Genomic DNA, 26,158 nt, shown 5'->3' with positions numbered 1-26,158 from the left:
GCGCGGTGTTCAACCACGGTCTTCTTTGTCGTCCCATCGTGCTCCACTCTCCATTTCCGTATTGGAACAGAGGTGTTGCATCGACCGGTTGAATCCGCCGCCGCTTTCTTTGCTTACCTTTCTTTGCGGCGGCAAAGAAAGTAAGTGCCGCCCCGCACAGGGGCAACACTAATAGACCACTAACAAATCAAGGAAAGGCACCAAAGCCAGAACAAGGAAAGGCCAAATCCCTAAGAACACAGACAACAAGCGCCGCGTAGGCAAAAAAAACCATTTCACTCCCCGTTCTAAGAATCAACCAAATACTTGGTTGCCCACCCCCTGTCCCCTCCCGTACCGTTCTCAGATTGCGCTCGGCGCCCGGCCCGCTCTGGAGAACTCATGTCAACATCTGAATCGCACGCATCCCCGAATCCCGCCATCGCAGACGCAGCAGACCCGTTCGGCGACAACGAACTAACCCAACGCTTCGCACCCGTATTCGCCCGCATCGCCGAAGGCGCCGTGGAACGCGAACAGAATCGGGAACTGGCCTACGCGCCAGTGGAATGGCTACGCGAAGCCGGCTACACCAAACTGCGCGTGCCCAAGCGCTTCGGCGGCGAAGGTGTCTCGCTGAAAGCGTTCTTTGCGTTGGTCACGCGTCTCGGCGAAGCAGACTCGAACCTTCCGCAAATCCTGCGCGTGCACGGTGGATTTATCGAATCGCTGCTGGAAAACGGCGATGAATCGTTGCGTGACCGATGGTTCACGCGTATCGCACAAGGTCAAATCATCGGCGGCGCCGTTTCGGAACGCACCGGCGTGACCAACAACAGCGTGCGTCTTACCCAAACCAACGGTGCGTGGCATCTCGACGGCGAGAAGTACTACACCACGGGCACGCTCTACGCTGACTGGGTCGACGTTACCGCGCACGACGGCGAAAGCGACGTCCGCGTACTCGTCAAAACCGATGCGCCAGGGCTCGCTCGCATCGACGATTGGGATGGTTTCGGGCAGCGTCTGACCGGCAGCGGTACGGCACGTTTCGATCACGTGCCGGTCTCGCTCGACAATCTGTACCGCCGGTATAACGCCTCCGAACCGCGCCGCAACAGTCTGCTTACTGCGTACTATCAGGCCCTGCACGTCGCGAACCTTGCCGGCATCAGTCGCGCGGCGCTGCGCGATGCTGTGGCGTTTACGCAGGCTAAAACGCGGACCTTCGGCATTCCGGGTGAATCGAGCCCGCGCGACAATCCCTTGGTCCATCGTGTAGTCGGCCGGCTCGCGAGCCTTGCTTACTCGACCCAGAGCATCAGCGCTTCGCTAGCCAATGCGATCGATGAAGTGTCAGTTGCGCGGCAGGAAGGTCGCACTGATGAACAGACCTATGTGCGTCTCGACATCCAGACTTTCCAGGCGCAGCAGATCGTTATCGAACAAACTCTGCAAGCGGCGACGTTGTTGTTCGAAGTGGGCGGTGCTTCGGCGACCAGCGAAACGCACCGCTTCGATCGCTACTGGCGCAATGCTCGCGTGCTGGCGTCGCACAATCCGGCGATCATCCGTGAAGCCGCTATCGGCGACTTTTATCTGAATGGGACAGCGCACAAGGAGAGGTTTGGCGTCGCGCGGAATCCGAAAGTCTCCACGGCGGCTGCTCAGGTGTAGAAAGTATCAGGTCCAGGTGCCCGCCCACGCCGCAGCTCACTCTCGGCGCACTAAAGCAAGTAAGGCCGCTCACGCGGCCTTACTTGCTTGTTGGTCGGCAGGAATCTGGGGCAATGCTTGATCCAACAGATTCCTCGAATCACTTCGCCGAGGGAGTCCAGATACGGATGTCCGTCGCTTTCAAAGTGGCGGGAATCAGGCCCGCCGCACGATACGTGTCAGCGATGCGCTGCTGTTCGCCCAATTGATCGCGCTTCACCGGCACGATGTCGTAGCTGCGGCGGCTGTTGGCCAACTCGACTGTCGGCCCAGGAATGTTGCCCCACACCGGGCCGAGAATCTGTGCGGCTTCCTGGGGATGCGCCTTGACCCACTTGCCTGTCGTGTTCAATTCGTCGAATACCACGCGCAGCACATCCGGATGCTTATCGGCGAAGGCGGTTGTCGCCGTATAAAAACGGTTGTATTGAGCGACGCCGCCGCTGCCGTCCGCAATCACGCGAACATGCGCCTCACGCTGCTGGGCAGCGAGAAACGGGTCCCAGATGGCCCATGCGTCGATATTGCCGCCTCGGAACGCGGCGAGCGCGTCGGGCGCCTCCAGATAGCGCACCTGTATATCGTTGATCGTCAGACCCGCTTTTGCCAGCGCGCTCAGCAATAGGAAGTTGCAACCCGAGCCTTTGGACACCGCCACGCGTTTGCCTTTCAGGTCCGCCACCGAATGAATCGGTGAATCCGGCGGCACGATGATCGCCTGAGCCGTCGGCGCCGAGGTCTCTTCCGCGTAGTAGGTCAGCGGCGCGTTGGCGGCCTGCGTAAAGAGCGCAAAGGCATCCGCCACATCCGCATGCAGATCGACGCTGCCGGCGTTGAGCGACTGCAGCAGGCCTGTCGAAAACTCGTGCCAGCTCACGTCATAGCCGAGCGCGTTGAGCTTCTTCTCGAGCGCGCCAGTTCGCTTCAACAGAATAAATAGCGTCGAGGAACGCTGGTAGCTGATCGACACCGTTTCGTTGGCGTGTGCCACGTCAGCCGACAGCACGCCGCCGATCAAGGTCAGGCATACGCAGAGGCGTTGCAGGCTTCGGGAGCCGGAGAAAGCGAGGGGCATCGATCGAGATCCATGTGATGGGGGTATGCGGAATCGCTGAATATATAAAAGAACGACACACGGCCAAAGACTGATTTCATCGATCGATATGGGTAGAAATTGGAACGCGTGGCGGCGGCATCGCTCATCATTCGAGGTTTGATGCGAGTTGAAGCGCACGCTTTCACCGTGGAGATTTCTGCGTTATGTCGACACTCCCTCCCCGCTTCGGTATCTGGGCGCTGGTTCACGGCAGCCGCGCCGCGCTGCAGGACCCCGCTGAACCGTACGACGCGTCGTGGGCACGCAACAAAGCCCTCGTTCTCGAGGCCGAGCGGCTCGGTTACGACTCCGTGCTGGTCGCGCAACACACGATCAATCCGCACAATCCCGACTTCGATCAGCTCGAAGCATGGACCGCCTCTGCCGCACTCGCGGCGCTGACCGAACGCATCGAGATCATCGCCGCTATCAAGCCGTATCTGTATCACCCGGTGGTGTTGGCAAAGATGGCGCAGCAGATCGAACACATCAGTGGCGGGCGCTTCGCGATCAATCTTGTCAACGCATGGAATCGTCCTGAGCTGGAGCGCGCCGGCATCGGCTTCGCGGAGCACGACGTGCGTTATGCATACGGGCGCGAGTGGATCACAGTGGTGGATTCCTTGCTGCGCGGTGAGCGTACGCGTTTTCGCGGCGAGCATTTTAATGTGGATGACTATCTATTGCGCCCCGCGGATCCATTTCGCAGCCGTCCGCGCATCTACGTGGGCGGCGAATCGGAACCGGCCCGGGAACTGGTCGCCGACAAGGGCGACGTGTGGTTCATCAACGGCCAGCCACTGGACGCCGTCAAAGCGTTGATCGCGGATGTCTCCGGCCGCAAGCGCCCCGCTCCGCACGAGCCGTTGCGTTTTGGCCTGTCGGCCTTCGTCATCGCTCGCGAATCCGGCGAGGCCGCCGATCGGCACCTCGCCCATCTCTTCGCACTGGCCGCAAAAGATGCTCCGCTCCGTGAGCAACAGAAATCGAACATCGACCCCAAGGCGGTGATGTTCCAGACCTTCGCGCAAACGCCGCGCGTGGGCTCGAACGGCGGCACGGCGGCCGGACTGGTCGGCAGCTATGACACGGTGGCGCAGCGGATCGCCGATTTTTATCGTGCGGGGATCGAGTTGTTCATGTTGCAATTCCAGCCGTTCGAGACCGACATGCGCATTTTTGCCGAAGAAGTGATTCCACGAGTACGTCGCCTGCTCGGCTGATCCGGGCGAGGTGCGCGGCTTTCAGCGCGCCGCACTCATGTGGCACAGTATCGTCAAACGCATGCGCTACGCTTGCGATACTGGACAGCCCCGATGAGCGAGATGAAGAACCTGACTGCGTACGAGCCCCCGGTCGACGAAGACCAGCTTCTGCTGAAGTGGATCCGGCGTGCGCGCGAATCCCAGATGAGCCATTACGACATGGCCGACCTGCTATCGGCGCGAGATCGCAGCGTCGGCTGGCTGGTCACCGCATTGACCGCGTTCGTGGGGACGGCCGTGTTTGCGTCGCTGAGTTCGACCGCCGTCTCGCCAGCGCTCAGGATCTTCGTGGGCTTCGTGAGCGTTGCCGCGGCGGTCTCAGCCGCGCTGCAGACCTTCCTCAGATACGCGGAGCGGGCGGAAAAACATCGCGCGGCGGGAGCCCGCTATGGCGCTGTGCGGCGCAGGCTGGAAGCGATCTTCGCAGGTGACGCCGACGCCCGCGATGGCCACTACCTCACCGCGATCCGCGACGAACTCGACCGGCTCGCAGAAGATTCACCCAATGTGCCGCCGCGCATTTTCTATCGCACCCAGCGAACCCTGTCCGCTGAACCACGACGCAGTCGCGATGCCTGAGTGGCCGCGCCACTCATTTGTAAGTGGCATTAACTTCAATTTGCGGTCCTTAAGCGTCACTTAAGGACACTGCCTGCACAATCGACGCTGGTGAAAATACCCCTATTCACAGGTATGTTTTTCCGCCAGCTATTCGAAACACGATAGTCCCGCCCGGCCTTCCGGTATTTACGTCTTTCCGGGCCTTTGCATCCGCCCGATTATGGTATCGTCCGACCTGCGCTTAAAAGCGCATTGCCACACTCAATCGGGAAGCGCAATCGCTCCCTAAAAAAAGATTATGGAAGTCCAAAACGCCCGTCGTTGGGCACCACGGGGAACCCGCGTCTGGCTCACCGCGGCCGCCGCATTGGCGATCGCGAGCGGAGTACGCCTGTTGCTCCATCCGCTGCTGGGACCGATCATGCCGGGCACCGCGTTCTGTATCGCGGCGGCTCTCGTCGAGTACTTTTGCGGGCTGGCCCCGGCGCTCACCGTCATGGTGCTCGGCCTGGGTATCGCCGACTATCTGTTCGTCCCGCCCTACGCCACCATCGCCGTCTTCGATCGCGCCGACGTGGTCCTGCTGGTCTCGTATCCGTTGGTGACGCTGATTGTCATCGTGCTGATCGAACGCCTGCGCCGCTCGCAGTTTCGCGCCGAGCTGATCGCATCGGTTGCGCAGTCGCGCTATGAAATGCTGCTGCGTCACGACAACGAACGCATGCTGGCGCGCCGCGCCGTCGACGAAACACACCGGCTGCTGCGCCATCTGTCCCATCACCACCGCACGTTCATTTTCATTCAGGCGCTCGAGCGCAACGCGCTGCAGCCTGGCAACGACGTCAAGCCACAAGGCGTGCTGCCGCGGCTGCCCAACGAGATTGCACCGGGCCCGCGCTTTGCCGATGTCGATCCCGAGGACATCCAGCGGCTCAGCAAGGCGCTGTGGCCCGGCAGCCATCGCGTGCACCTGAAAAGTGGCGATGGTCCGTCGAGGCTGACCGAGTGCATGTGCGAACGGTTCACCACCCATGCCGGCGAGTTTCTCGTCCTACGGATCGGAGCCTGATCCATGAGTCAACCGACGAGTCTCTTCTTACCCGGCGACGATCATGCCGTGCTGATGTTGCACGGCCTGTCGAGTTCGCCGCTCGAATTGCGTTTTCTCGCCCGTTTTCTGAACGCCGAGGGCTTCACCACCTGCGCGCCCATTCTGCCAGGCTACAGCGCCGGCTCGGAAGAAGAAGCGATGGAGGCATGGCTCGAAGCCGCCGTGCGCGAGTACGACGCTTTGGCCGAGCGCTTTGCCCGCGTCTCGATCTGCGGGCTTTCGATTGGCGCGGCCCTGGCGCTGGCTCTCGCGCATCGCCGTCCAGGGGCGCAGTCGCTCGTGTTGCTGTCGCTCACGCTCTCATACGACGGCTGGGCAATCCCCTGGTATCGTTTCCTGCTCAACTGGGCGTACTTCACGCCGATGCGCAAACGCTGGCGCTACCGCGAGGAAGCGCCGTTTGGCCTGCGCAACGAAGCGCTGCGAGCAAAGATCGCCCGCGCGATGCAGCGCAGCGACTTCAGCGAAGTCGGGCCGTCGACGATCTCATTGCCGGCATTGCACCAGGCGAGCCGCCTCGCTGCGACCGTGCGCACGCAGGTACGCGACATCAAGACCGATTGCCTGATTGTCCACGCGATCGACGACGAGACGTCGAGCCCCCGCAATGCCCGTTTTGTCGCCGCGAATATCGGCGCTGCCTTCTTACGCACAATCTGGCTGGATGACTCGTATCACATGATTACGTCGGACAACGAGCGCGAAATCGTCGCGCGCGAAACCGCCTTATTCCTGCGCGAAAGCGAAGCCGTCCATAGCGGCGACGACGGCAAACAACAGGTCGTCTCGAAGGCATTGGCGCGACGCCTCAGACAACTCGCGGCGCTTGGCAAGGAGCGCGCATGACGGCGGATATCAAGCTGAGTTTCGGCAAGCCCGCGCGCGCTTCGCTGCTGCTCGCCGCTGCGCTCGGCCTTTGCGCTGCACGCGCTGCCTACGCGGACGATGCAAGTCCGAACACGACGACTGACGCCAGCACCAGCGCAGCTTCCGACAGCAAATGGAAAATCGGCGTGGGCCCGGGCGTGGTGATCACGCCCAAGTACCCGGGGTCCCGCCAGTTGAGCGTATTCCCGTTCCCTGCGCTGGACATTTCATACGACGACCGGATTTTCTCGCAAGGCCCTGACGTGCTCGGCGTGAACGTGCTGCGCGGCCCTACCTACCACGTGGGCGCAGCGTTGAGTTTCGATTTCCAGATGCGCAAGGAGTCCGACGATCCGCGCCTGCATGGACTTGGCAATGTGAATGGCGGGCCGAAACTGAAGCTCTTCGCCGACTACACGTGGTGGGCGTTTACCGGATCGGTGGCGTTGTACCAGGATATCGCCGGGCACCACCAGGGGACCACGGTCAGCACGGATTTCGTGGCGTCCGCGCCGGTTGGCGGGTGGTTGTTCTCGGTGGGACCGGGATTCACGTGGGCGAATGGCACCTATACGCGGACGTTTTTCGGCGTGTCTGAGCAGCAGAGCGCAGCGTCAGGATTGCCTACGTACAGCACCAGTGCAGGCGTGCGCGACGTCCATATGAACGCCCAGGTGACTTACGACTTTTCGAAGCACTGGAATGGCTCGGTTTCCGCGACCTTCGGGCGGCTGGAGCACGATGCGGCGAATAGCCCGATTACCGAAAAGAGATTCGAGCTCAACACGCTCGCTTCGGTGAACTACAAGTTCTAGTTTCTGGTTTCTCACACGCTCACACACCAGGAGCGTGCGAGAAACCAGGCGTCCGTCGCGCTTCAATCCTCCGTACGCAACTCTTCAACTTCAATCCCCAACTCCGCAGCCATGCGCCGCACCACGACCTGAAGCCGGCTCACCTCGTCGGCGAGCCGCTTCTGTTCAGCTTTGACTGCCTCGAACGCCGACAGCGGCACGACCTCATCGTCTCCGCCCGGCTGGGCAAGATCGCTTGCGCTGACTTCGCCGCATAGCAGATGCATCCAGCGATTTTCGCGCTCGCCCGGCGTGCGTGCCAGCTTCGCCACTCGCGGCGGATCGTTGGCAGCCAGTTCGTCGAGAAACGCCTCGACCGACGAGATGTCGGCAAATCCATGCAGGCGCGCGCTGTTCAAGCGCAACTCGGCTGCGGTCTGCGGACCGCGCAACAGCAACGTGGTCAGTAACGCCGCCGACTGGCTCGGCAAGCCCAACACCCGATTCATGTTGTGCTCGAAACGCGGCACGCGGCTGCTGCTGCCTTCCATCACCAGGCTCAGCCGCTTCAATCCGTCGACGGCGGTCAGCACCTCGGCTTCGGTTGCATTCATCACGGGCGCGCGGCCGGTTTTCTGATTGCAACCCAAGGTCAGTGCGTTCAGCGAAAGCGGATAACTGTCCGGCACGGTGTGCTGCTTTTCGACTAGCACGCCGAGCACGCGCCCTTCAAGCAAGGTCAAAGCGCGGATGGAGGGACGGGAAACAGCGTCGGGAGTGGAGTTCATAGAAGATGTCGCGGCATGCGCCGCCGGGTCTCGTGAATGGTGTGCCTTACCGTTGCACAGCCGGGCGGCAGGTTTTAGTTTGTGGCCACTATGATAAACGGCCCGGCCGCTCGCAGTGTACGAATCTCCGCAATGGCGAAGCGTGCCCGGAACGCGTTCGCATCCGCGTCTGCGCATTTTTGTTTCGTTGACGGATTCCCATATTCGAGATAATTTCCCTGATATGGAAAACACGCTCACCGACGACAACGCCATCGACCGCCGCATCGCCCAGCGTCTGCGCGGATTACGCGCCGAGCGCAACTGGTCGCTCGACGATCTCGCCAAACTAAGCAACGTCAGCCGCGCCACCCTCTCGCGCCTCGAGAACGCCGCCGTGAGCCCCACGGCGAGCGTGCTGGGCAAGCTCTGCGTTGCCTACGGCCTGCCGATGTCGCGTCTCATGCACATGGTCGAAGAATACTTCGCGCCGCTGGTGCCACGCGATGCGCAGCCGGTCTGGGTCGACCCGAGCGTCGGCTTCCGGCGCCGCTCCGTGTCGCCACCGGCGCAGGCGCTGAGCGGCGAGGCGCTGGAGTGCGAGCTCGATGCAGGTGTGCGCATCACCTACGACGCGTCGCCGAGAGCCGGCCTCGAACATCATCTGATCCTGCTTGAAGGGCAACTGCAGATCACCGTCGACGGCCGAAGTCACGATCTGCAACCCGGCGACTGTCTGCGCTACCAGTTGTTCGGCCCCAGTGCTTTCGTCACGCCCTCGCATAGCGCGGCGCGCTACATCCTCTTCATCGTCTGAGTTCGAGCCACCATGAACATGAACGCGACCACCATCACGACCTTTTCCGCCGACGACCTCGTTCGCCATCTGCCCGAACTCGGCGCGCTGCTGCGTGCCTGCGTCCATGACGGTGCGAGCGTTGGCTTTGTATTGCCGTATAGCGTCGAGGAAAGTGAGGCGTTCTGGAGCGGCAAGGTGCTGCCGTCGCTGCGTGCCGGCGCGCTCGTGCTTTTTGTTGCTCGCCATGGCGAGGCGATCGCCGGTACCGTGCAACTCGATTACGACACGATGCCGAACCAGCGTCACCGCGCCGAGGTGCGCAAGCTGCTGGTCCATCCGTCGTTCCGACGCCTGGGTATCGCCAAAGCGTTGATGGCGGAACTGGAACACCGTGCGCACCAGCTACAGCGCAGCCTGCTGACGCTCGATACGCGCACCGGCGACAAGGCCGAGCCGCTCTATGCCGCGCTGGGTTATCAAACGGCTGGTGTGATCCCGCAGTTTTGCCGCGACACACTGGAGGAGCGGCTCGATTCAACCACCATCATGTACAAGACGCTACGAGCGTGACGCAGGCGAGTCTGCATCGCGTGGTTTAACGGCGCGAATCGAGCGCGATGCGCACGGCCAGACCGGCGAGCACGGTGCCCATCAGCCAGCGTTGCACCAGCAGCCACACCGGGCGCCCAGCGAGAAACCCGGCGATCGAACCTGCCATGATCGCAATCAACGCGTTGATCGTGACGGAGACGACAATTTGCACGCAACCCAGCGCGATCGACTGCGTGAGCACGCTGCCGTGCTCCGGTGAAATAAATTGCGGCAGCAGCGACAGATACATCACCGCGATCTTCGGATTCGCGAGGTTCGTGACGAGCCCCATGGTGAACAGTTTGCGGCGGCTGTCGTGCGGCAGGTCGCGCACCTGGAACGGCGAGCGGCCGCCCGGCTTGACCGCCTGCCACGCCAGATAGAGCAGGTAGAGCGCGCCGCCGAAACGCAGCGCGTCGTACGCGTAGGGCACCGTCAACAGCAGCGCGGTGATACCGAACGCCGCACAAAACATGTAGAACACAAAGCCGAGCGCGACGCCGCCGAGCGACACGAGCCCTGCTCGCCGCCCCTGGCAGAGCGATCGGGAGATCAGATAGATCATGTTCGGGCCGGGCGTGAGCACCATGCCGAGCGAGACCAGGGCAAAGGCAAGCAGCGTTGTGGCAGCGGGCACGGCGTTCTCCTGTGGGAATTGAAGTCGGGCAATGCCGCCAAATATAGCCGACGCCGCCGGTTCAAGCCTTAAACCCCCACATAAAAAGTCCCTATAGGCAGTTGAATGGCTTTGATTGCGCTAGTTAGTGGGGCGGACGCGCCGTTGCATATGGCGCCGTACTGCTCAGATGGCGCGTTGCATCGAAAGAAACACTTGCGGCGAAATTTATTGCCCGGTATCGTCTAGCCGTTCTGCAATGCAGCGCGGGAGAGATCGTCAGAGGATTGTGACGACGCCGACGGAGCAACCGCCCCGGAAACTCTCAGGCAAAAGGACCGCGCAGCTGGAACATCTGGAGAGCGGCGCCATGCGCGCCCACCGAAGGGGATTCCCTGCATACCGCATGCATCGCGATGCGTATGCTCACAGGAAGAAACTCTCAGGTACATGGACAGATGGGGCATCGACGCCGGTTTCGACACGAAATCGACACCGGTGATGCTCAACTACTCTGGACCATGTCATGTCACGAATCGCCATTATCGGCGCCGGCATTACCGGCGTTACGACTGCGCACGCCCTGGCGCAGCGCGGCCACCACGTCACCGTGTTCGAACGCCATCGCTATGCGGCGATGGAGACCTCGTTCGCCAACGGCGGCCAGTTGTCCGCCAGCAATGCCGAAGTCTGGAACAGCGCGGCCACGGTGCTCAAGGGCTTGCGCTGGATGCTCACACGCGACGCCCCGCTGCTGCTCAATCCGATGCCCACGTGGCACAAGTATTCGTGGATGGGTGAATTTCTGCGGCAGATCCCGCATTACCGGACGAACACGGTCGAAACGGTGCGGCTCGCGATTGCCGCGCGCGAGCACCTGTTTTCGATTGCCGAGCGCGAAGGGATCGACTTCGATCTGGAGCGGCGCGGGATTTTGCATATCTACAAGACGCGCAAGGAATTCGATGCGGCCAGCAAGGTAAATGAACTGCTGCGCGAAGGTGGTCTGGAGCGGAATCCGGTGACGTCGAGCGAATTGCACGCGATCGAGCCCACGCTGCATGGTGATTTTTTTGGTGGGTTTTTTACGCCATCCGATTCCACTGGCGATATTCACAAGTTCACGCGTGGGTTGGCTGAAGCTTGCGTGCGGCATGGTGTCGAGTTTCACTACGACGCGGAAATTACGTCGATCGAGCAGCCGGCTGAGGGACGCTTTTCGTTGATGGTCAATCTGGAAGGTGAATCGCAACGGTTTGCTTTCGAGCGGATCGTGGTGTGCGCCGGTGTGAAGAGCCGCGACTTCGCGGCGATGCTTGGCGATCACGTGAACGTCTACCCGGTTAAGGGTTATTCGATCACCGTATGTCTCGACGATGAAGTGAGTCAGCAGAACGCGCCGTGGGTCAGTTTGCTCGACGACAGCGCGAAGATCGTGACGAGCCGGCTCGGCGTGGATCGGTTTAGGGTTGCGGGGACGGCGGAGATCAATGGATTCAATCGGGATATCCGGTCGGATCGGATTGCGCCGCTGGTCGACTGGACTCGACGGTATTTTCCTGAGGTGTCGACTTCGAAGGTGATTCCTTGGGCGGGGTTAAGGCCGATGTTGCCAAGTATGTTGCCGAAGGTTGGCCGCGGCAAACGGCACGGCGTTTTTTATAACACCGGGCATGGGCATTTGGGGTGGACGTTGTCGGCGGCTACGGCGCAGGTTTTGGCGGGGGTTGTTTCATAGGGCCTGCTTGCCTGCGCGGCGAACATCGGCCCTATGCTGCGACATCGCTTGCGTAGCGCCAGACATCCCTGAGCGGGCGCACTTCCATGGTGACGCCCATGCGACTTCTGTCATCACTTACCGCATCGCGCGGCAGGTGATGGCAGAGATTTCCGCTGCAGGATCCCGCGACTTTGAAAGTACCCACGCTTAGGGGTTCAGCAACCGGTAAGCCTTGGCTCAATTCGGCCGTTCCCCTAGCTATTGACCTGGACTTGATTTGACACGCAACTGGCGAAGCGTCCCCAAAGGTAAAACCCGCTACATCTGCTAGTGTTGTCCAATTGCGGCCCACTCCCGAGGGAATCTCCATGACCAGATCCCGCTCTGTCACACGCAACGACCCGAGCTCGCGCCTGAGTGATGGACAGGTCGCGGCTGAAGCCAGAACGCGGTTAGCGTGGGATGCCGCGGTGCCCAAAAACGCGATAAGAGTAAAGGTCTCCCACGGCCGCATCACGCTGCAGGGCGAACTTCACCGTGAGCAGCAAAGAACCGCCGCACTCGAAGATGTCGCCCGTCTGTTTGGCGTAACCGGCGTCTCGGACCTCACTACGATCAAAACCGAATAACCTCAGCCGGAGCCGGCCTGCAACAGCCTCCGGCAATGCCTCGCAATCTGCTTCTCCTCCTCGGTGTGAATCGCCCTCACCTTCCCCGCTGAATCCCCTTCCGATAGCCCCAAAAACGCAAGCCCCGCGCACACTCGCTTACGAATCTCCTCACTGTGCTCACCGATTCCACCCGTGAACACCAGCAAATCGATGCCGCCCAGCAAAGCCGCATAGGCGCCGATCGTCTTGCGCACGGCTGCAGCAAACGCTTCTAGCGCCAGTAATGCATTCGCATCGCCCGCCGCGGCGCGCTTTTCAAGCGCCTGCATATCGCTCTCGCCATCGGCGTAACCGGCGAGACCGCTCTGGCGATTCAACAGCGTCTCCAGTGCATCGGCATCGAGCTTCTCCACGCGCATCAAGTACAGCAGCACACCCGGATCGAGATCGCCACTGCGCGTGCCCATTGGCACACCACCGGTCGGCGTGAGACCCATCGACGTATCGACGGATTTGCCGTCCTGCAACGCACATAAACTCGAGCCGTTGCCCAGATGGGCGAACACCGCTCGCGGCGGCAAATCAGCGCCGAGCCGAGTCACCAGCGATTCATACGACAGCCCGTGAAAGCCGTAGCGAATCACACCGGCCTCCGCGTAACGGCGCGGCAACGCAAGCTGCGCCGCACGCGTCGGCAGTGTTGAATGAAACGCCGTATCGAAGCAGGCGAAGTGCTCCGCGTCGCCGAAAATCTTCGTTGCCTCGTCGATCAGCGCCAGCGCCGGTGGAATATGCAAGGGCGCGAAGTGCACGGCGTCCTTCAAGCGCTGCCGGACTTCAGGTGTCAAACGTTGATGCGTTCGCAGATGCGGCCCGCCATGCACGACTCGATGCCCCACCGCAGCAGGACGCCCGTGCTTCTGCTCCGCAAGCACGCGCGCGAGCTTCTGCAACGCGTCGGTCTGCGACTCCAGCACATCCTGTTCTTGCACCAGCACGCGGCCGTCAGGCGATTTGATACGCAAGCTTCCGTCGCCGCGACCGATACCTTCGGCACTCCCTTCCAGCAGCAAGGTTTCATCGCCACCGGCGTACGTGGAGTGTGCAAACAGCCCAAACTTCAGCGACGACGAACCGCTGTTCAACACCAGAATCGTCGGAGCCGGGTCGCCGGTCTTCTCATGAGTCGCCATGGCACGCTCCGCTCAGCCCTTCCACGTCCAGTTGCGGATCTCTTCCTTGTCGATGCCTTCGGCATGCGCATAAGCAAGATGTTCGATGATCTGTCCACGCAGCCACTCCTTCGCGTGGTCGCCGACGCCGCGCAGCGCCGGCACGCGATCGATCACGTCGATAGCCAGCGAGAAACGGTCTACCTGATTGATGATCGCCAGTTCGAGCGGCGTGTTGATGTTGCCTTTCTCGTGGTAGCCGTGCACGTGCAGATTGCCGTGATTGGTGCGGTTGTACGTGAGCTTATGCACCAGCGACGCATACGAATGGAAGTTGAAAATCACCGGCGCACTGGTGGTGAACAACGAATCGAAATCGCGATCCGACAGGCCGTGCGGATGCGCATGTTCGGGCATCAGGCGGAACAGGTCGACCACGTTGACGAAGCGGATCTTCAACTCGGGAAAGCGCTCTTTCAGAATCTGCACGGCGGCAAGCGCTTCCATGGTCGCGATGTCACCCGCGCACGCCATCACCACGTCCGGCTCGACACCCTGATCCGTCGACGCCCAATCCCAGATGCCGATGCCCTTGGTGCAATGCGTGACGGCCGAGTCCATGTCGAGATACTGCAGATGCGGCTGCTTGTCGGCCACGATCACGTTGACGTAGTCGCGTGAACGCAAACAATGATCGGCGACGCTCAGCAAACAGTTCGCGTCCGGTGGTAGATAAATGCGCACCACGTCCGGGCTCTTGTTGGTCACGACATCAAGAAACCCCGGGTCCTGGTGCGTGAAGCCATTGTGATCCTGACGCCATACCAGCGACGTGATCAGCAGGTTGATCGAGGGCACCGGCTGCCGCCAGCCGAGATCGCGCTTCGCTTTCTCCAGCCACTTGGCGTGCTGGTTGAACATCGAATCGATCACATGGACGAACGCTTCATAGGTGGCGAACAGCCCATGGCGTCCGGTCAGCACGTAACCTTCGAACCAGCCTTCGAGCGTGTGTTCGCTCAGCATCTCCATCACGCGGCCGTCCACGGAGAGTTCGCCGCCGTCGGCGTCGCTTGCCATCGTTTCGGCGACCCAGGTTTTCTCGGAGGCCTCGTAGATCGCCGTCAGCTTGTTGCTCGCGGTTTCGTCGGGGCCGAATACGCGGAAGTTCGTCATGTTGTTGCGCATGACGTCGCGCAGAAACGTGCCGAGCACCTCGGTAGGCGACGTGTACGAGCCGCCCGGCTTTTTCACCGCTACCGCGTAGTCGCAAAACGCCGGCAGGTCGAGCGTTTTACACAGCAGGCCGCCATTCGCATGCGGATTGGCGCTGATGCGGCGCGTGCCTTCGGGCGCAAGTTCGCGCAGTTCGTCGACCAAGCGCCCCGCTTTGTCGAATAACGATTCCGGTTCATAACTGCGCAGCCAGCTCTCCACGAGCTTCAGGCTCTTGCTATTCGTGACCGGATCGAGCACCGGCACCTGGTGCGCGCGCCACGACCCTTCCACCTGATGGCCGTCGACTTCCTTCGGCCCGGTCCAGCCTTTCGGCGAACGCAGCACGATCATCGGCCAGCGCGGACGCGTCGCATCATTAGCTTCACGCGCATGCTTCTGGATGGCGCGGATTTCGCCGATGCATTGTTCGAGCGTCGCGGCCATTTGCTGGTGCATGGTGTCCGGATCGTCGCCTTCGACGAAATACGGCTTGTGGCCATAGCCGGTCAGCAAGGCTTCGAGTTCCTCGCGAGGAATCCGCGTGAGGATCGTCGGATTGGCGATCTTGTAGCCGTTCAGATGCAGAACCGGCAGCACCGCGCCATCGCGGATCGGGTTGAGGAATTTGTTCGAGTGCCATGAGGTGGCGAGCGGCCCGGTTTCCGCCTCGCCGTCACCGATCATCACCGTGACAATCAGGTCGGGGTTGTCGAACGCCGCACCGTAGCCGTGCGACAGGCTATAGCCGAGCTCACCGCCTTCGTGAATCGAACCTGGCGTTTCGGGCGTGCAATGCGAGCCGATGCCGCCGGGAAACGAGAACTGGCGGAAGAATCGCCGCATGCCGGCTTCGTCCTCGCTGCGGTCAGGATAGATTTCCGAGTAATGGCCTTCGAGGTAGCAATGCGCCAGCGTGGCAGGCGCACCGTGGCCCGGGCCGGCGATATAGATCACGTTCAGATCGAGCTTTTTGATCAGCCGGTTCAGATGCACCAGCAGGAAGCTTTGCCCCGGGTCCGAGCCCCAATGGCCCAGCAGGCGGTTCTTGATGTGTTCGGGTTTGAGCGGTTCACGCAACAGCGGGTTGTCGCGCAGGTAGATCATGCCGGCCGAGAGGTAGTTGCAGGCACGCCAGTAGCGGTCCATCTTGCGCAACGTTTCGGGCTCCAATATTTTCGGCGGGGTCGGACGGGAGGTTGCTTCGGCCATGGCGCCACTCCTTGAAAAGGACTGTCAGGCTGGTTAGCGGGTGCTGCTGCGATTGTTCGCGACGCGATCAGTGAAGAAAAACCGGCAATGACGGCCGCCTTGTCATGCGCATGACATAACGCAAGCGTAGGGCAAAGATCCCTTGTACAAGGCTCCTGGGGGCGGGCCGGTGATCGTCAGGGGTGTGACAGGAAGCGCGCGTCATGGTTCGGCGCGATCGTCCAAAGCTTGATCTTGCGACACGTGTGCGTCGCTTTCGTGTAGGCGCGGCAAGCGCCGATAGGGAAATGGCCGATCCGATTGCCGACCCGAACGTTGGCTAGCGCCCGTTCGATTGTGTGTTCGTTCTTTCGCGGGTGTTCAGTTGCCGGCCCTTCAGTTGCAGACCTTACACCGGCTCTTTCTCTTTCCGCTGTGGTGGCTGGTAGCGCCATTTGCTGGCATTGGGATCGTTGCGCGTGTCGTCGCGTTCGCGTTGTTCGGCGCGCGCTTCGTCGGCGCGGCCTAGTTCCGCGCGCCGGTCGCGCACGGCGCCAGGCGAATCGGACTGACGTAACGGCGACGGCGAACGTCGCGGAGCAGGTACTGGTGACATGGTGCCTCCCTTTTTCGAGGATGTGGGACGAATCAACGTTTCTTGCCAGTCCAACGGGGGTCCGGGCGGTGCAGGAGACGAAGCTGACGCAGGTACATCGAAGCGCCGACCATCAGCGCCATGCCTGCTACGATGCCCCAGATTGCGGATGTCATGATTTCTCCTTGGCCCGCCGGCCGCACTGCGTTTGAGCGCCTGCGACGTGAAAGTGGGCATCCGATTGAGCGCGCGGCCGATTTTGAGGAAATCAGGTTACGACGCGCGCCAAGCAAGGATCATGCGCTCAATTGGCCGCCGTGTCTGTACGGTGTTGGACGGTCCGGCCGACGGGCCGTTGGCGCGGCAGAGGCTGGTGGTCTTGCGCCGGACTTTAAGTGAACATTAAGTGAATGCGATTAAGCTCTCCATGCTAAATGCGCGATGGCGGGCCGCATCTGGCGCGTCCTCTGCTGCTCGCCCATTATGTGACCGGCCACCATGTCGACATCCAGCCGCCTCAAAGGGCCCCTGATTCTCCTTCTCTCACTCGTGCTGTTGTGCGCCGGCGTCGCCGTGCTGGTGGGCGTGTTCGGCTTGCTGGTCAAACTGCTGGGCCTTGGCTAGCAAGTCACCCCGGGGGCCGAACCGCAGAAAACCTAAGCGCCCCCAACTGTTCCGCCGCTGAGAAGCATATCGACGTCGATATCAGCCAGCTCCCCAATCCTCTCGATAGTCAGATCCGCAGGCGGATTGCTGGAGATCTCCTTGGGATCGAAAGCGTAATGCCCCTGGCGCGGAAAAACCGTAGTCAGCGTCTCCCCCCAGGCCTTCTTCATGGCGGTCAAAATCCGCAGTTTGTCATCCACCATCACATAGTGCCGGGCTGGATAGCACTCCATCACCTGATCGAGCATCTGCTCCTTGTGGATGTAGATCAGAACCCGTCCCCCGACCTCTTCCCATAGGCCCGAGCGGGCGATCTTGCGCGGCTGGAACACCACATCGCCGTCGGACAGAATCACCGCCGGCCCCCACTGCGACACATGTTTGATCGCATCCAAGGCCCCCGGATACAGCCGGTTCGCAAACGGATAATCGATCAGAAACGCCGACATCAACAACAGGCGCGTGTCCCGAGGGTTCTCCAGCCGATACCGCTGCAACGCACCGAGGTAATCGGCGTAGCCAAGCTCCGCACGCAGGCCCTCGAAAATTTCCCAGTACCGCGCACAGTTCTGCTCGCCGAATTCCCGTTTCATCTGTGCGCGTAAATCCGCCAGCACATGATCGTTGTCCAGCAACGTGTTATCGCAATCGAATAGAAAGACGACGTCGTGAGGCGTGGTATTGGAGGTTGGCATCGCGGCTCCCCTGAATTAGCTCTTGTGTCCATCGGCCGGCGTGGCCGCTTTTTCGACGTGTCCGCCGAAGTCATGCCGCATGGCCGACAACACCCGGTTGGCAAAATCCGCGTCACCCCGTGAGCTGAAACGCGCGAATAGCGCCGCGCTCAACACCGGCGTCGGCACGCCTTCGTCGATCGCCGCCGCTACCGTCCAGCGCCCTTCGCCCGAATCCGATACGCGCCCGGCGTAGCTTTGCAGATCGGCGTCGCTGACAAGCGATCCTGCTATCAGGTCCAGCAGCCACGAGCCGATCACGCTGCCGCGCCGCCATACCTCGGTGACCTCGGCGAGATTCAGTTCGTATTGGTAAAGCTCGGGACGGCGCAGCGGCGACGTTTCGGCATCGGCTTCGCGCGCGTGTTTGCCTGCATCGGCGTGACGCAGAATGTTCAGGCCTTCGGCATACGCGGCCATCATGCCGTATTCGATACCGTTGTGGACCATCTTCACGAAGTGCCCCGCGCCCTGCGGACCGCAATGCAGGAAGCCCTGATCGGCCGTGCTGGCACCGGCCGTGCGCCCCGGCGTGGCAGGCGCTGCGCCCGCGCCCGGCGCAAGCGTCGAGAAAATCGGTTCGAGCCGTTTCACCACTTCAGGCTCGCCGCCGATCATCAGACAGTAGCCGCGTTCACGTCCCGCAACACCGCCGCTCGTGCCGACATCCACATAGTGAAGCTGACGCTTCGCCAACTCGGCGCTGCGGCGAATGTCGTCGTGGTAATAGGAGTTGCCGCCGTCGATCACAATGTCGCCGGGCTCCAGCAAGGGCACGAGGTTCTCGAGCGTCTTGTCGACCACCGCGGCGGGCACCATCAGCCACACCGCGCGCGGTTTTTGCAGTTGCGCGACCAGGTCTTCCAGCGATGCGGCGCCCGCGACGCCGTCCTGTTTCAGTTTTTCCACCGCCGCCGGTTGCACGTCGTAAGCGATGCATTGCTGACCGCCCTTCGTCAGGCGACGCACCATGTCCGCGCCCATGCGTCCCAATCCAATCATGCCTAGCTGCATATCTCGCTCCGGAAAGTGTCTCGTTGCGTGCTCGATCTGGCTCGGTGTGCTGCGGCCATGCCGCGCGCTTTGCATGCGGCAAGTGGCTCTCCTAACTGTAGTTGCGTTTCGCGTGGTCCGACGGACACACGGTAGCAGGCTCGCACCGTTCATGCAGTGAAACGCGCTGCCCCGCCTGCATCAAACGACGATACGCTTCTTTGCAGAGGTTTTGCGCGGCCAGAAGTTCCGGACGTGCGTCGGTGCGTGCTGCGCTCAGGACGCAGGCTTCGATTTAGCTAACTGCCTTCTTACACTTCTGGCACAGGATAAAGCGGGACGCTTTCGCGGGCGCCGCCGCATTTGGCCATTAGATCGGATCGGTTCGGGCGCACGAGGAGCGCGCCACGCGTGGACTGCAAGCCCTAACGTCGCCGCGCCTGGACCTTCTCGTATTGCTGGAGCGCGAAACGCCGCACCGCGCGCCACATGAGCGGATAACGATAACCCGGCACCGCAAACAGCACCAGCGCACAAAGCGCCAGCAATCCGCAGAACAGGAACGTGCCGCGATAGCTGAATGCCTGAACCAGCAAACCCGACAACACGCCCGAGAGAATCGAGCCGACCCGCGCCGCGTTAAAGAACAAGGCCGTCGCGCGGCCCGGCGCGTGCGGCATCAAATCCTGCACGTAGACCATGCCGAGGCACGACGTCACCGCGACCACAAACGCGTTGAGTATCTGCATCGGAATCAGCACGTGGACGCTCCCCGCCATCGACATCGCGACGAAATACAGCGCGTGAACCGCTGCGCAGGCGGCCAGCCAGTTCGGCTTGTGCAGCGTCGACGACTTCGCGCCGAGCGCGAGCATCATCGGAATTTCCGTCAAGGCGCCAAGGCCGAGCATCACCGACACGTCGAGATGCGTGCCGTTCAGGCCGTGCACGATGTAGAGCGGCAGCACGATCATGGTGGCGTTCGCGGCGAGCCCGAGCAAGGTGAGCGCGGCCACGGCACGACGGATGTCGTTCTGCGAGGCGACGCCCGGCAAGTCCTCGTGCGCTTCTTCACCGGGCGCGGTCAGCGGCGGTACGGTGATCGAGGCCGACGGTTCCGAGGCCGTGTCTTCGACCGTGTGATCGCCCAGATGGCCTTGCGGTTCCCGCATACGCCAGACGATGGTCGCGCAAGCCGCAAAACTTGCCGCCGCGAACAGGAAGAGCCCATAGAAGCCGGCGCCGGCGAGAACGAGTGCGCCCACCGACGGCCCGAACACCCACGCCGCCGAGAGAATGGTCCGCAAGGTGGCGCTGGCGAACGCGCGTTCCGCGGGGTCCGGCACCGGCAGCGCCGCGCGGCTGAACGAGAACACCATCGAGATGGCCGAGCCGCCCGCACCGATGAAGACAATGCCGACGGCCAGCAGCAGCCGGTAGTCACGCACTACGCATAGACAGAGATAACCGAGGGCGGCGGCCACCAGCGCCGCCAGCAGCAACGGCCGATGCCGTCCGCTCGCGTCGCTCCATCGGCCGGCAAAGGTGCTGGCGAGCACCCCGCTGGCCGCGATCAACGTCATGAAGATGCCAAGCTTGAGCGGCGTCATGCCGGCGCGCTCTACGCCGAACAACGACAGATACGGCGCGGTGAACGACATGGCCACACCGAGCATGAGCGTGGCGGCGGCCAGCGGCTTGAAGCCAGGGATGTGCAGCAGGTCGAAAAAACGGGAGGTTTTCAACACGGGTGGCGGTGGGTCAGGGAAAGCGAGTCTGCGACGCGCGATGTGCGGCGCAGACTTCGTGGCCGGAACGACCGGGGCATTATCGGCCTAGCTTGCGGGCGCGTAAACCTGCGACCCTCATATCCCAATTCAGGGGATTTGCTTAGGCGGACGTGCATGAGCGGCTTGAGCTTGAGCACTATCCGCTCCCACCGAACCGCCCTCGCCCGCCGGACGCACCACGACGTATCCGCGCTGCTCGAGCGTCCAACGGTGCCACTGGTTGCCGTAAACACCACAGGCAACGCCGAACAGCACCGACAGCACCAGCCCGATCGTGCCGATCGTTTCCCCCCACAAACCCGAGAAAAACAGCAACGTGTTGACCGCCAGCATGATGAAAGTGGCAAACCACATTCTCTTCGACATGGCCCAGACGAAGCCCAATAGCAACGCGCCCCAACTGAAACCGGTGGCGACCGCGGCGGTTTCATCCTTACCGGGGTGCCGAAGGTAGATCTTTTCTGCCATGTCCTTTCCTGAACGCGATGATGCCTTGAGAGCGAATCATGACGTTTAACATGTCACGCTTGCAAGAATATGCGTTTGTGTGAAATTTGCGCGACGATGCACCCGCTGGTGGCTCCCAAACAGTGAGATACATTCCGGCAAATTTTAGTTGCCTTGCTAACCATATTGAGTTTCAATAGCGCTCATGTTCGATCATTGCCTTTACTTCAATTCATCCGCATTGGCGCGGCTTGCCGAGCGCGAATGGGGTCTCGTGTACGCCGAATTCGGGCTGACGCCGCCGCAGGGTTTCGTGCTGCGCGTCGTGCTGGCCACGCCCGGTTGCCTGAGCAGCCAGGTGGCGGATCTGCTGGGCATCGCCCGCCCCACTGCCACGCGGCTGATCGATAACCTGAGCGACAAGGGCTTGATCGAGCGTCGTCAGGGCGAAACCGACGGACGCGAATGGCGCGTGTATGCCACGCGGGCCGGCAAGGCGTTGGACCGGCCGATCAACGAGGCCAGCGCGCAAATTGCAAAAAATCTGCGAGCGAAGATTGGGCCAGAGTTGTTTGAAGCAGCCGTTACCTCCATGCACGGCGTGCGAAAAGCGCTTGGATAAGGTAAGGCGCTTTTTTTAACCAAATGGTTGTCTTGCTAACTATAACGAGAGGCGTAAATGGATGATCTGGCGAGTCAGCACTGCACAGCGATCCGCAAGGGCGCAAGGTTTTCTGCCGGCCATGTGCGGTGGTCTGCGAACTGGATTTTTGGCGGCGTGATCGGGATTGCGCTCTGTGTCCTGCTTGGTATCGCAATTGCCTGCGCGCCCGCTGCCATACGCAGCAACAATGAGCGCTGTTTGCAGGCACTGGCCGAGGAACAACACGTTAGTGTCGAGGACTTTTTCCAGAACCCCGCAGGTCAGGATGCTTTGGCTCAGGCGGTCACGCAATGCACGAGGTAGCAGGTTTTGCGCTTCGGGCCGCGTTCTGGGTTTGCCTGCGCACAGACAAAGCCACCCGCACTGACGATCCTGACCATAGCTGCTACTCTTACAAAAATCGACAGGCAGCGAGACTCCGCGACCGTGGAAAGCCCTGCCGGCACAGGTAAAAAAGCACCGGAGCACTCATGGCAACCCGAACAGCCTATTCCCCCAAAGCGCCCGCACGAGCCGAAGTCGACGCCTTCCCGGGCGTCACGGTCATAGAATTCGGCACCGACTGGTGCGGCTACTGCCAGGGCGCACAAGCATCGATCGCAAAAGCTTTCGAGCCGCATGCCGGCATCAGGCATCTGAAAATCGAAGACGGTCCCGGCCGCCCGCTGGGCCGGTCCTTCAAGGTGAAACTCTGGCCCACGCTGATCTTCATGCGCGACGGCGCCGAAGTCGCACGCATTGTGCGCCCGGCTAACGCCACCGAGATAGCCGAGGCTTTCGCGTCGGTCTGACAAGACTTCATCCGCTAGCCGGATTACTGGGAGCACACTTCATGGACACCCGTAGCGAGCTGCAAGCCACCGTCGACGCGATGGCCCAACCCGGCAAAGGTCTTCTTGCCGCCGACGAAAGCGGCCCGACCATCGCCAAACGCTTCAAGACGATCGGCCTTGAATCCAGCGAGGAAAACCGCCGCGCCTATCGCAACCTGCTGCTGACCACGCCGGGACTCGGCGAATTCGTGAGTGGCGTGATCCTCTACGAAGAAACACTCGGGCAGAAAGCGGACGACGGTACGCCTTTTCCGCAACTTTCCGCGAGGAACGGCATCGTGCCCGGCATCAAGGTGGACCTCGGCAAGATTCCGCTCGCGCTCGCCCCGGGTGACGAAATCACCGAAGGCCTCGACGGCCTCGCCAGACGTTTCGTCGATTACAAGCGGCAAGGTGCACGCTTTGCGAAGTGGCGCGCGGTCTACAACATCACGGCGAGCTTGCCGAGCCGCCTCGCCATCGAAGCAAATGCCGACTCCCTCGCGCGTTACGCGGCGATCTCGCAGGAAGCGGGCATCGTGCCGATCGTCGAACCGGAGGTATTGATGGACGGCGATCACACCATCGGACGCAGCGCGGAAGTGACCGAGGCCGTGTTGCACGAAGTCTTCAACGCCTTGCACCGGCATCGCGTGGTGCTCGAACACATTCTGCTGAAGCCGAGCATGGTGCTGGCGGGCTCTGAACACGCGCAGCAATCATCGACCTCGGACATCGCGGCGCACACGGTGCGGATACTCAAGCGCACGGTGCCGTCGGCGGTGCCGGGAATCGTATTCCTGTCTGGCGGGCAAACGCCTGAAGAAGCAACGGCCAATCTCGATGCAATGAATCGCCTCGGGCCGCTGCCGTGGAATCTGAGCTTTTCTTATGGCCGCGCGTTGCAGGAACCGCCGCTCCAAGCATGGAAAGGACAAGCGAGTAACGTCAAGGAAGCCCAGGCGGCGTTTTTCAAGCGCGCCCGTTTGAACAGCGCGGCGGCGCTCGGCAAGTACGACGCTTCTCAGGAAAAGAGCTAATCTCGCGGCGAGCGGTACGAGCGGTCCGCGAGTGCCGCCCTTGCCAGGGCGGCCTTACGGTTCGCAAACCACCAGCGCATGCAACTCGTCGATATTGAAGGGTTTGGCGAGTATCGCTATGCCGAGCCGGCGCGCCCGTTCGAGTTCATCGGCGTAGCCGGTCATCAGCGCGATCTTCTGCGTCGGCCACGCGCTGCGTACTTTCTCCGCGAGGTCGATGCCGTTGAGCTTGCCCGGCATCTGAATGTCGGACAGCACGAGCTCGAACTTCGCGCCGCCGCTCAGCACGTCGAGCGCCTGGTCGGCGGTCGGTTCGTGCCGCACCTCGCAGCCGAAGGTTTCCAGCACGGCGGCTACGCCGGCCGCCACATCTTCGTTGTCTTCCACCAGCAACACGACGCCCATCGACGCCAGTGCCGGCAGCTGCGCCGTTTCTACGTCGGGCACTGTCGCCTTCTGCCGCTCGCGATAGCGCGGCAAATACAGCCTGACTGTTGTGCCACTACCCGGCACGCTGTCGATTTTCGCCGTGCCGCCAGCCTGTTCGCACATGGCGAGGACCTGGGCGAGTCCGAGGCCGGAGCCCGAGCCGCGCAGCTTGGTGGTGAACAGCGGTTCGAACGCGTGACGGGCGACGGCCTCGGGCATCCCTTCGCCGTCGTCGGAACAGGCAATCAGCACGTATTCGCCGTCAGGCAGCAAGGTGTCGCTGCCCACCAGACGGTTGTTCTGGCAACGGATCACAAACCGGCCACCGCGCGGCATTGCATCGCGTGCGTTGACCGCCAGATTCATGATCGCGAATTCGAGGTCGGTCGGGTCGGCCAGCACCTGCCAGACGTTTTCGACCATGTTCAAAGCCATCTCGATGTTGTCGCCGAGCGCGGCGTCGATGAGCGGCGCGGCGCTCGGCAACCAAGTGGCGAGATTGACCGGTTCCTGCTTGAGCGGCTGCTTTTTCGCCACGCTCAGGAGCCGCCGCGTCAACGATTCCGCCGTGGCGGTAGCGCGCTCGACGGCTTGCACTTCTTTTTCCAGGTTGTTATAGCGCTTCAAACGTGCGAGTTCGGTGTTGGCCGATACGACCATCAGCAGATTATTGAAATCGTGCGCGACGTTGGCGACGAGATTGCCGAGCGCACCCATGCGCTGCAATTGCCGGCTCGACGCCTCGGCCGAGAGACGCATGGCCACTTCGCCTTGCCAGCGCTCCCACGCGCGGCGCTCGCCGGCAAGTTGGCGCAACGAGAAAAACACCAGCAACCAGATCGCCACGCAAGGCACGACCGTGATCGCCGCGATCGCCATGAAGTGCTCGCGCCACGCGGCGCCAATCGACCCAGTCTCATAGGCGCTCATCACATAGAGCGGGTAGTCGCCGACACGGCGAAACGCCAGCAGCCGTTCAACACCATCGACCGTTGACGTCAGACGGATGTGGCCGAATAGCTGTTTGTCGCGCAATGCCGCGGTGAACGCGCTCTGCTGGGTAGGCTTGGCGCCGCTCGGCCACGCTGGATAACGCACCAGCAAGCTGCCATCCTGCCGGTACAAACCTAACGAGAGCGACGTATCGCCATTCGTCAGTTCACGGTAGAAGCGCGAAAAGTAATCGGTGCGCAACGCCACGGACACCACGCCCAGGAATTGCCCGTTCTCGCCCGAGCGGCCGGTTGCGGTGTTGAACACATTGGTTTGCGAGAGCGGCCCGAATAAGGGCAGTGAGAAATAAGGTTGCGGCCGCATCGCCTTGGCGGCAGTGAAGTCTTCGCGTTGACTTGTCGACATGACCGGCGCCGGAAAAGCGCGACTCGATACCAGCAACTTTCCATCCGCACCAAGCAGGTAAATCGATGCGACCTGTGGAAAGTCGCCGCCGATCTGTCGCAGACGGTCGTGCAAGCCGGATTCCTGCGCGCGAATCTGCGCGTCATTGTCGTTGCCGAGCAGGTCGACGATGCGCGAGGCCATCTGCTGGTTGAGGTCCAGCACCTTGACAGCCTGTTCCTCGGTGACGCGCGCGAGCCGGTCGATCATGTCATTCGAATCGGCAATGCGGCGCTGGTAATCGAAGTACCCATAACCCGCAAGGCAAGCCAAAGGAAACACAATCGAAACCGCGAGCACGATCAGAAGCACGCGCCGTGTCGCCGCGAAATTACGCGAAGGCATGGGGAAATCGACTGCGACACGTTCGGCACGTTGCAAGGTCACGATCTCCATGAAAAATGAGGACAGGCCGGGGCGGTCGTGCACTACGCGCCCCGCGTTGTTCGTGCGCTATTTCGTCTCCCCGGAATTTACCGCACTTCCGCCGTTCTCCATAGCGTGGCTCGTGCCGGAAAT

27 protein-coding genes and 1 riboswitch are annotated in these 26,158 nt (G+C 61.6%); of the genes, 15 read left to right on the top strand and 12 right to left on the bottom strand.

From position 1 onward, the window contains the following. Nucleotides 1-381 precede the first annotated feature (381 nt). Nucleotides 382-1,656, top strand: a complete 1,275-nt coding sequence (locus tag KHO33_RS02745; RefSeq protein WP_200561677.1) for an acyl-CoA dehydrogenase family protein — start codon at nucleotides 382-384, stop codon at nucleotides 1,654-1,656. 139 nt (nucleotides 1,657-1,795) lie between these two features. Here KHO33_RS02745 and KHO33_RS02740 read toward each other — a convergent pair whose 3' ends face one another. Further along, nucleotides 1,796-2,770 carry an aliphatic sulfonate ABC transporter substrate-binding protein gene (locus KHO33_RS02740; RefSeq protein WP_200561679.1) on the bottom strand — a complete coding sequence of 325 codons (975 nt, stop codon included), beginning with the start codon at nucleotides 2,768-2,770 and terminating at the stop codon, nucleotides 1,796-1,798. Between the two features lie 185 nt (nucleotides 2,771-2,955). Here KHO33_RS02740 and KHO33_RS02735 point away from each other — a divergent pair, with 185 nt between their 5' ends. From KHO33_RS02735 to KHO33_RS02715, 5 genes are all read left to right on the top strand, one after another. Next, nucleotides 2,956-4,014: an LLM class flavin-dependent oxidoreductase gene (locus KHO33_RS02735; protein WP_200561681.1), complete on the top strand. Its 1,059-nt coding sequence runs from the start codon at nucleotides 2,956-2,958 to the stop codon at nucleotides 4,012-4,014. Nucleotides 4,015-4,116: 102 nt separating this feature from the next. Next, the gene (locus tag KHO33_RS02730; protein WP_054035484.1) at nucleotides 4,117-4,635 is read left to right on the top strand and encodes an SLATT domain-containing protein; all 519 of its coding nucleotides are present in this window, start codon (nucleotides 4,117-4,119) and stop codon (nucleotides 4,633-4,635) included. 280 nt (nucleotides 4,636-4,915) lie between these two features. After that, a complete protein-coding gene (locus KHO33_RS02725) occupies nucleotides 4,916-5,686 on the top strand; it encodes a DUF4118 domain-containing protein (protein WP_054035440.1) in 771 nt (256 codons plus the stop codon). Between the two features lie 3 nt (nucleotides 5,687-5,689). Then, entirely contained in the window at nucleotides 5,690-6,574 is an 885-nt protein-coding gene (locus KHO33_RS02720; protein WP_054035439.1) for an alpha/beta hydrolase, read from the top strand. Beyond that, nucleotides 6,571-7,410, top strand: coding sequence for a MipA/OmpV family protein (locus KHO33_RS02715; protein WP_128576299.1), 840 nt, complete (start codon nucleotides 6,571-6,573; stop codon nucleotides 7,408-7,410). The genes KHO33_RS02720 and KHO33_RS02715 overlap by 4 nt, the downstream gene beginning before the upstream one ends. 62 nt (nucleotides 7,411-7,472) lie before the next feature. Here the strand turns inward: KHO33_RS02715 and KHO33_RS02710 are convergent, their stop codons facing one another. Then, nucleotides 7,473-8,177: a YceH family protein gene (locus KHO33_RS02710; RefSeq protein ID WP_054035438.1), complete on the bottom strand. Its 705-nt coding sequence runs from the start codon at nucleotides 8,175-8,177 to the stop codon at nucleotides 7,473-7,475. Between the two features lie 223 nt (nucleotides 8,178-8,400). On the opposite strand from KHO33_RS02710, the gene KHO33_RS02705 reads away from it, so the two are divergent. Further along, nucleotides 8,401-8,973 (top strand): helix-turn-helix domain-containing protein, encoded by a 573-nt coding sequence (locus tag KHO33_RS02705; protein WP_054035437.1) that lies wholly within the window; start codon nucleotides 8,401-8,403, stop codon nucleotides 8,971-8,973. Between the two features lie 18 nt (nucleotides 8,974-8,991). Continuing rightward, the gene (locus tag KHO33_RS02700; RefSeq protein WP_200562265.1) at nucleotides 8,992-9,525 is read left to right on the top strand and encodes a GNAT family N-acetyltransferase; all 534 of its coding nucleotides are present in this window, start codon (nucleotides 8,992-8,994) and stop codon (nucleotides 9,523-9,525) included. A gap of 25 nt (nucleotides 9,526-9,550) precedes the next feature. Here KHO33_RS02700 and KHO33_RS02695 read toward each other — a convergent pair whose 3' ends face one another. After that, a complete protein-coding gene (locus KHO33_RS02695) occupies nucleotides 9,551-10,183 on the bottom strand; it encodes a LysE family translocator (protein WP_054035436.1) in 633 nt (210 codons plus the stop codon). A gap of 236 nt (nucleotides 10,184-10,419) precedes the next feature. Further along, a riboswitch (glycine riboswitch) is annotated at nucleotides 10,420-10,513 on the top strand. A gap of 175 nt (nucleotides 10,514-10,688) precedes the next feature. Between KHO33_RS02695 and KHO33_RS02690 the strand changes: the two genes are divergently transcribed. Further along, the gene (locus KHO33_RS02690; RefSeq protein ID WP_200561682.1) at nucleotides 10,689-11,900 is read left to right on the top strand and encodes a D-amino acid dehydrogenase; all 1,212 of its coding nucleotides are present in this window, start codon (nucleotides 10,689-10,691) and stop codon (nucleotides 11,898-11,900) included. Nucleotides 11,901-12,250: 350 nt separating this feature from the next. Next, nucleotides 12,251-12,511 (top strand): BON domain-containing protein, encoded by a 261-nt coding sequence (locus KHO33_RS02685; protein ID WP_200561684.1) that lies wholly within the window; start codon nucleotides 12,251-12,253, stop codon nucleotides 12,509-12,511. A gap of 2 nt (nucleotides 12,512-12,513) precedes the next feature. Here KHO33_RS02685 and KHO33_RS02680 read toward each other — a convergent pair whose 3' ends face one another. The 4 genes from KHO33_RS02680 to KHO33_RS42580 all read right to left on the bottom strand — a co-directional run bounded on the left by KHO33_RS02680 (nucleotide 12,514) and on the right by KHO33_RS42580 (nucleotide 16,842). Beyond that, nucleotides 12,514-13,686, bottom strand: a complete 1,173-nt coding sequence (locus tag KHO33_RS02680) for an acetate/propionate family kinase (protein ID WP_200561686.1) — start codon at nucleotides 13,684-13,686, stop codon at nucleotides 12,514-12,516. 12 nt (nucleotides 13,687-13,698) lie between these two features. Continuing rightward, nucleotides 13,699-16,092: a phosphoketolase family protein gene (locus KHO33_RS02675; protein WP_200561688.1), complete on the bottom strand. Its 2,394-nt coding sequence runs from the start codon at nucleotides 16,090-16,092 to the stop codon at nucleotides 13,699-13,701. A 388-nt stretch (nucleotides 16,093-16,480) separates the two neighbouring features. After that, complete coding sequence (locus tag KHO33_RS02670; RefSeq protein WP_093644221.1) at nucleotides 16,481-16,687, bottom strand: hypothetical protein; 207 nt, start codon at nucleotides 16,685-16,687, stop codon at nucleotides 16,481-16,483. Nucleotides 16,688-16,719: 32 nt separating this feature from the next. Further along, nucleotides 16,720-16,842, bottom strand: a complete 123-nt coding sequence (locus KHO33_RS42580; RefSeq protein ID WP_266226224.1) for a hypothetical protein — start codon at nucleotides 16,840-16,842, stop codon at nucleotides 16,720-16,722. A 322-nt stretch (nucleotides 16,843-17,164) separates the two neighbouring features. Between KHO33_RS42580 and KHO33_RS42575 the strand changes: the two genes are divergently transcribed. Continuing rightward, nucleotides 17,165-17,290, top strand: coding sequence for a hypothetical protein (locus KHO33_RS42575; RefSeq protein ID WP_267914162.1), 126 nt, complete (start codon nucleotides 17,165-17,167; stop codon nucleotides 17,288-17,290). A gap of 32 nt (nucleotides 17,291-17,322) precedes the next feature. Here the strand turns inward: KHO33_RS42575 and KHO33_RS02665 are convergent, their stop codons facing one another. The 4 genes from KHO33_RS02665 to KHO33_RS02650 all read right to left on the bottom strand — a co-directional run bounded on the left by KHO33_RS02665 (nucleotide 17,323) and on the right by KHO33_RS02650 (nucleotide 21,317). Next, nucleotides 17,323-18,027, bottom strand: coding sequence for an HAD family hydrolase (locus tag KHO33_RS02665; protein ID WP_054035431.1), 705 nt, complete (start codon nucleotides 18,025-18,027; stop codon nucleotides 17,323-17,325). Nucleotides 18,028-18,042: 15 nt separating this feature from the next. After that, nucleotides 18,043-19,155: a phosphogluconate dehydrogenase (NAD(+)-dependent, decarboxylating) gene (gene gnd, locus KHO33_RS02660; RefSeq protein WP_200561690.1), complete on the bottom strand. Its 1,113-nt coding sequence runs from the start codon at nucleotides 19,153-19,155 to the stop codon at nucleotides 18,043-18,045. 329 nt (nucleotides 19,156-19,484) lie between these two features. Next, nucleotides 19,485-20,807: a sugar efflux transporter gene (locus tag KHO33_RS02655; protein ID WP_054035430.1), complete on the bottom strand. Its 1,323-nt coding sequence runs from the start codon at nucleotides 20,805-20,807 to the stop codon at nucleotides 19,485-19,487. Nucleotides 20,808-20,936: 129 nt separating this feature from the next. Beyond that, the gene (locus tag KHO33_RS02650) at nucleotides 20,937-21,317 is read right to left on the bottom strand and encodes a DUF2628 domain-containing protein (protein ID WP_200561692.1); all 381 of its coding nucleotides are present in this window, start codon (nucleotides 21,315-21,317) and stop codon (nucleotides 20,937-20,939) included. Between the two features lie 184 nt (nucleotides 21,318-21,501). On the opposite strand from KHO33_RS02650, the gene KHO33_RS02645 reads away from it, so the two are divergent. The 4 genes from KHO33_RS02645 to KHO33_RS02630 all read left to right on the top strand — a co-directional run bounded on the left by KHO33_RS02645 (nucleotide 21,502) and on the right by KHO33_RS02630 (nucleotide 23,812). Further along, a complete protein-coding gene (locus KHO33_RS02645; RefSeq protein ID WP_054035429.1) occupies nucleotides 21,502-21,918 on the top strand; it encodes a MarR family winged helix-turn-helix transcriptional regulator in 417 nt (138 codons plus the stop codon). Between the two features lie 57 nt (nucleotides 21,919-21,975). Then, a complete protein-coding gene (locus tag KHO33_RS02640) occupies nucleotides 21,976-22,263 on the top strand; it encodes a hypothetical protein (RefSeq protein ID WP_054035428.1) in 288 nt (95 codons plus the stop codon). A gap of 167 nt (nucleotides 22,264-22,430) precedes the next feature. Next, nucleotides 22,431-22,751, top strand: coding sequence for a thioredoxin family protein (locus tag KHO33_RS02635; protein WP_054035427.1), 321 nt, complete (start codon nucleotides 22,431-22,433; stop codon nucleotides 22,749-22,751). Between the two features lie 41 nt (nucleotides 22,752-22,792). Then, nucleotides 22,793-23,812 (top strand): class I fructose-bisphosphate aldolase, encoded by a 1,020-nt coding sequence (locus KHO33_RS02630; protein ID WP_200561694.1) that lies wholly within the window; start codon nucleotides 22,793-22,795, stop codon nucleotides 23,810-23,812. A 54-nt stretch (nucleotides 23,813-23,866) separates the two neighbouring features. Here KHO33_RS02630 and KHO33_RS02625 read toward each other — a convergent pair whose 3' ends face one another. Then, nucleotides 23,867-26,020: a hybrid sensor histidine kinase/response regulator gene (locus KHO33_RS02625; protein WP_200562267.1), complete on the bottom strand. Its 2,154-nt coding sequence runs from the start codon at nucleotides 26,018-26,020 to the stop codon at nucleotides 23,867-23,869. Between the last annotated feature and the right edge of the window lie 138 nt (nucleotides 26,021-26,158).

This window comes from Paraburkholderia nemoris, from assembly GCF_905221015.1.
Taxonomy (GTDB): Bacteria; Pseudomonadota; Gammaproteobacteria; order Burkholderiales; family Burkholderiaceae; genus Paraburkholderia; species Paraburkholderia nemoris.
The sequence above is the reverse complement of the archived record's forward strand: the minus strand, read 5'-3'. Positions and strand labels throughout refer to the sequence as shown.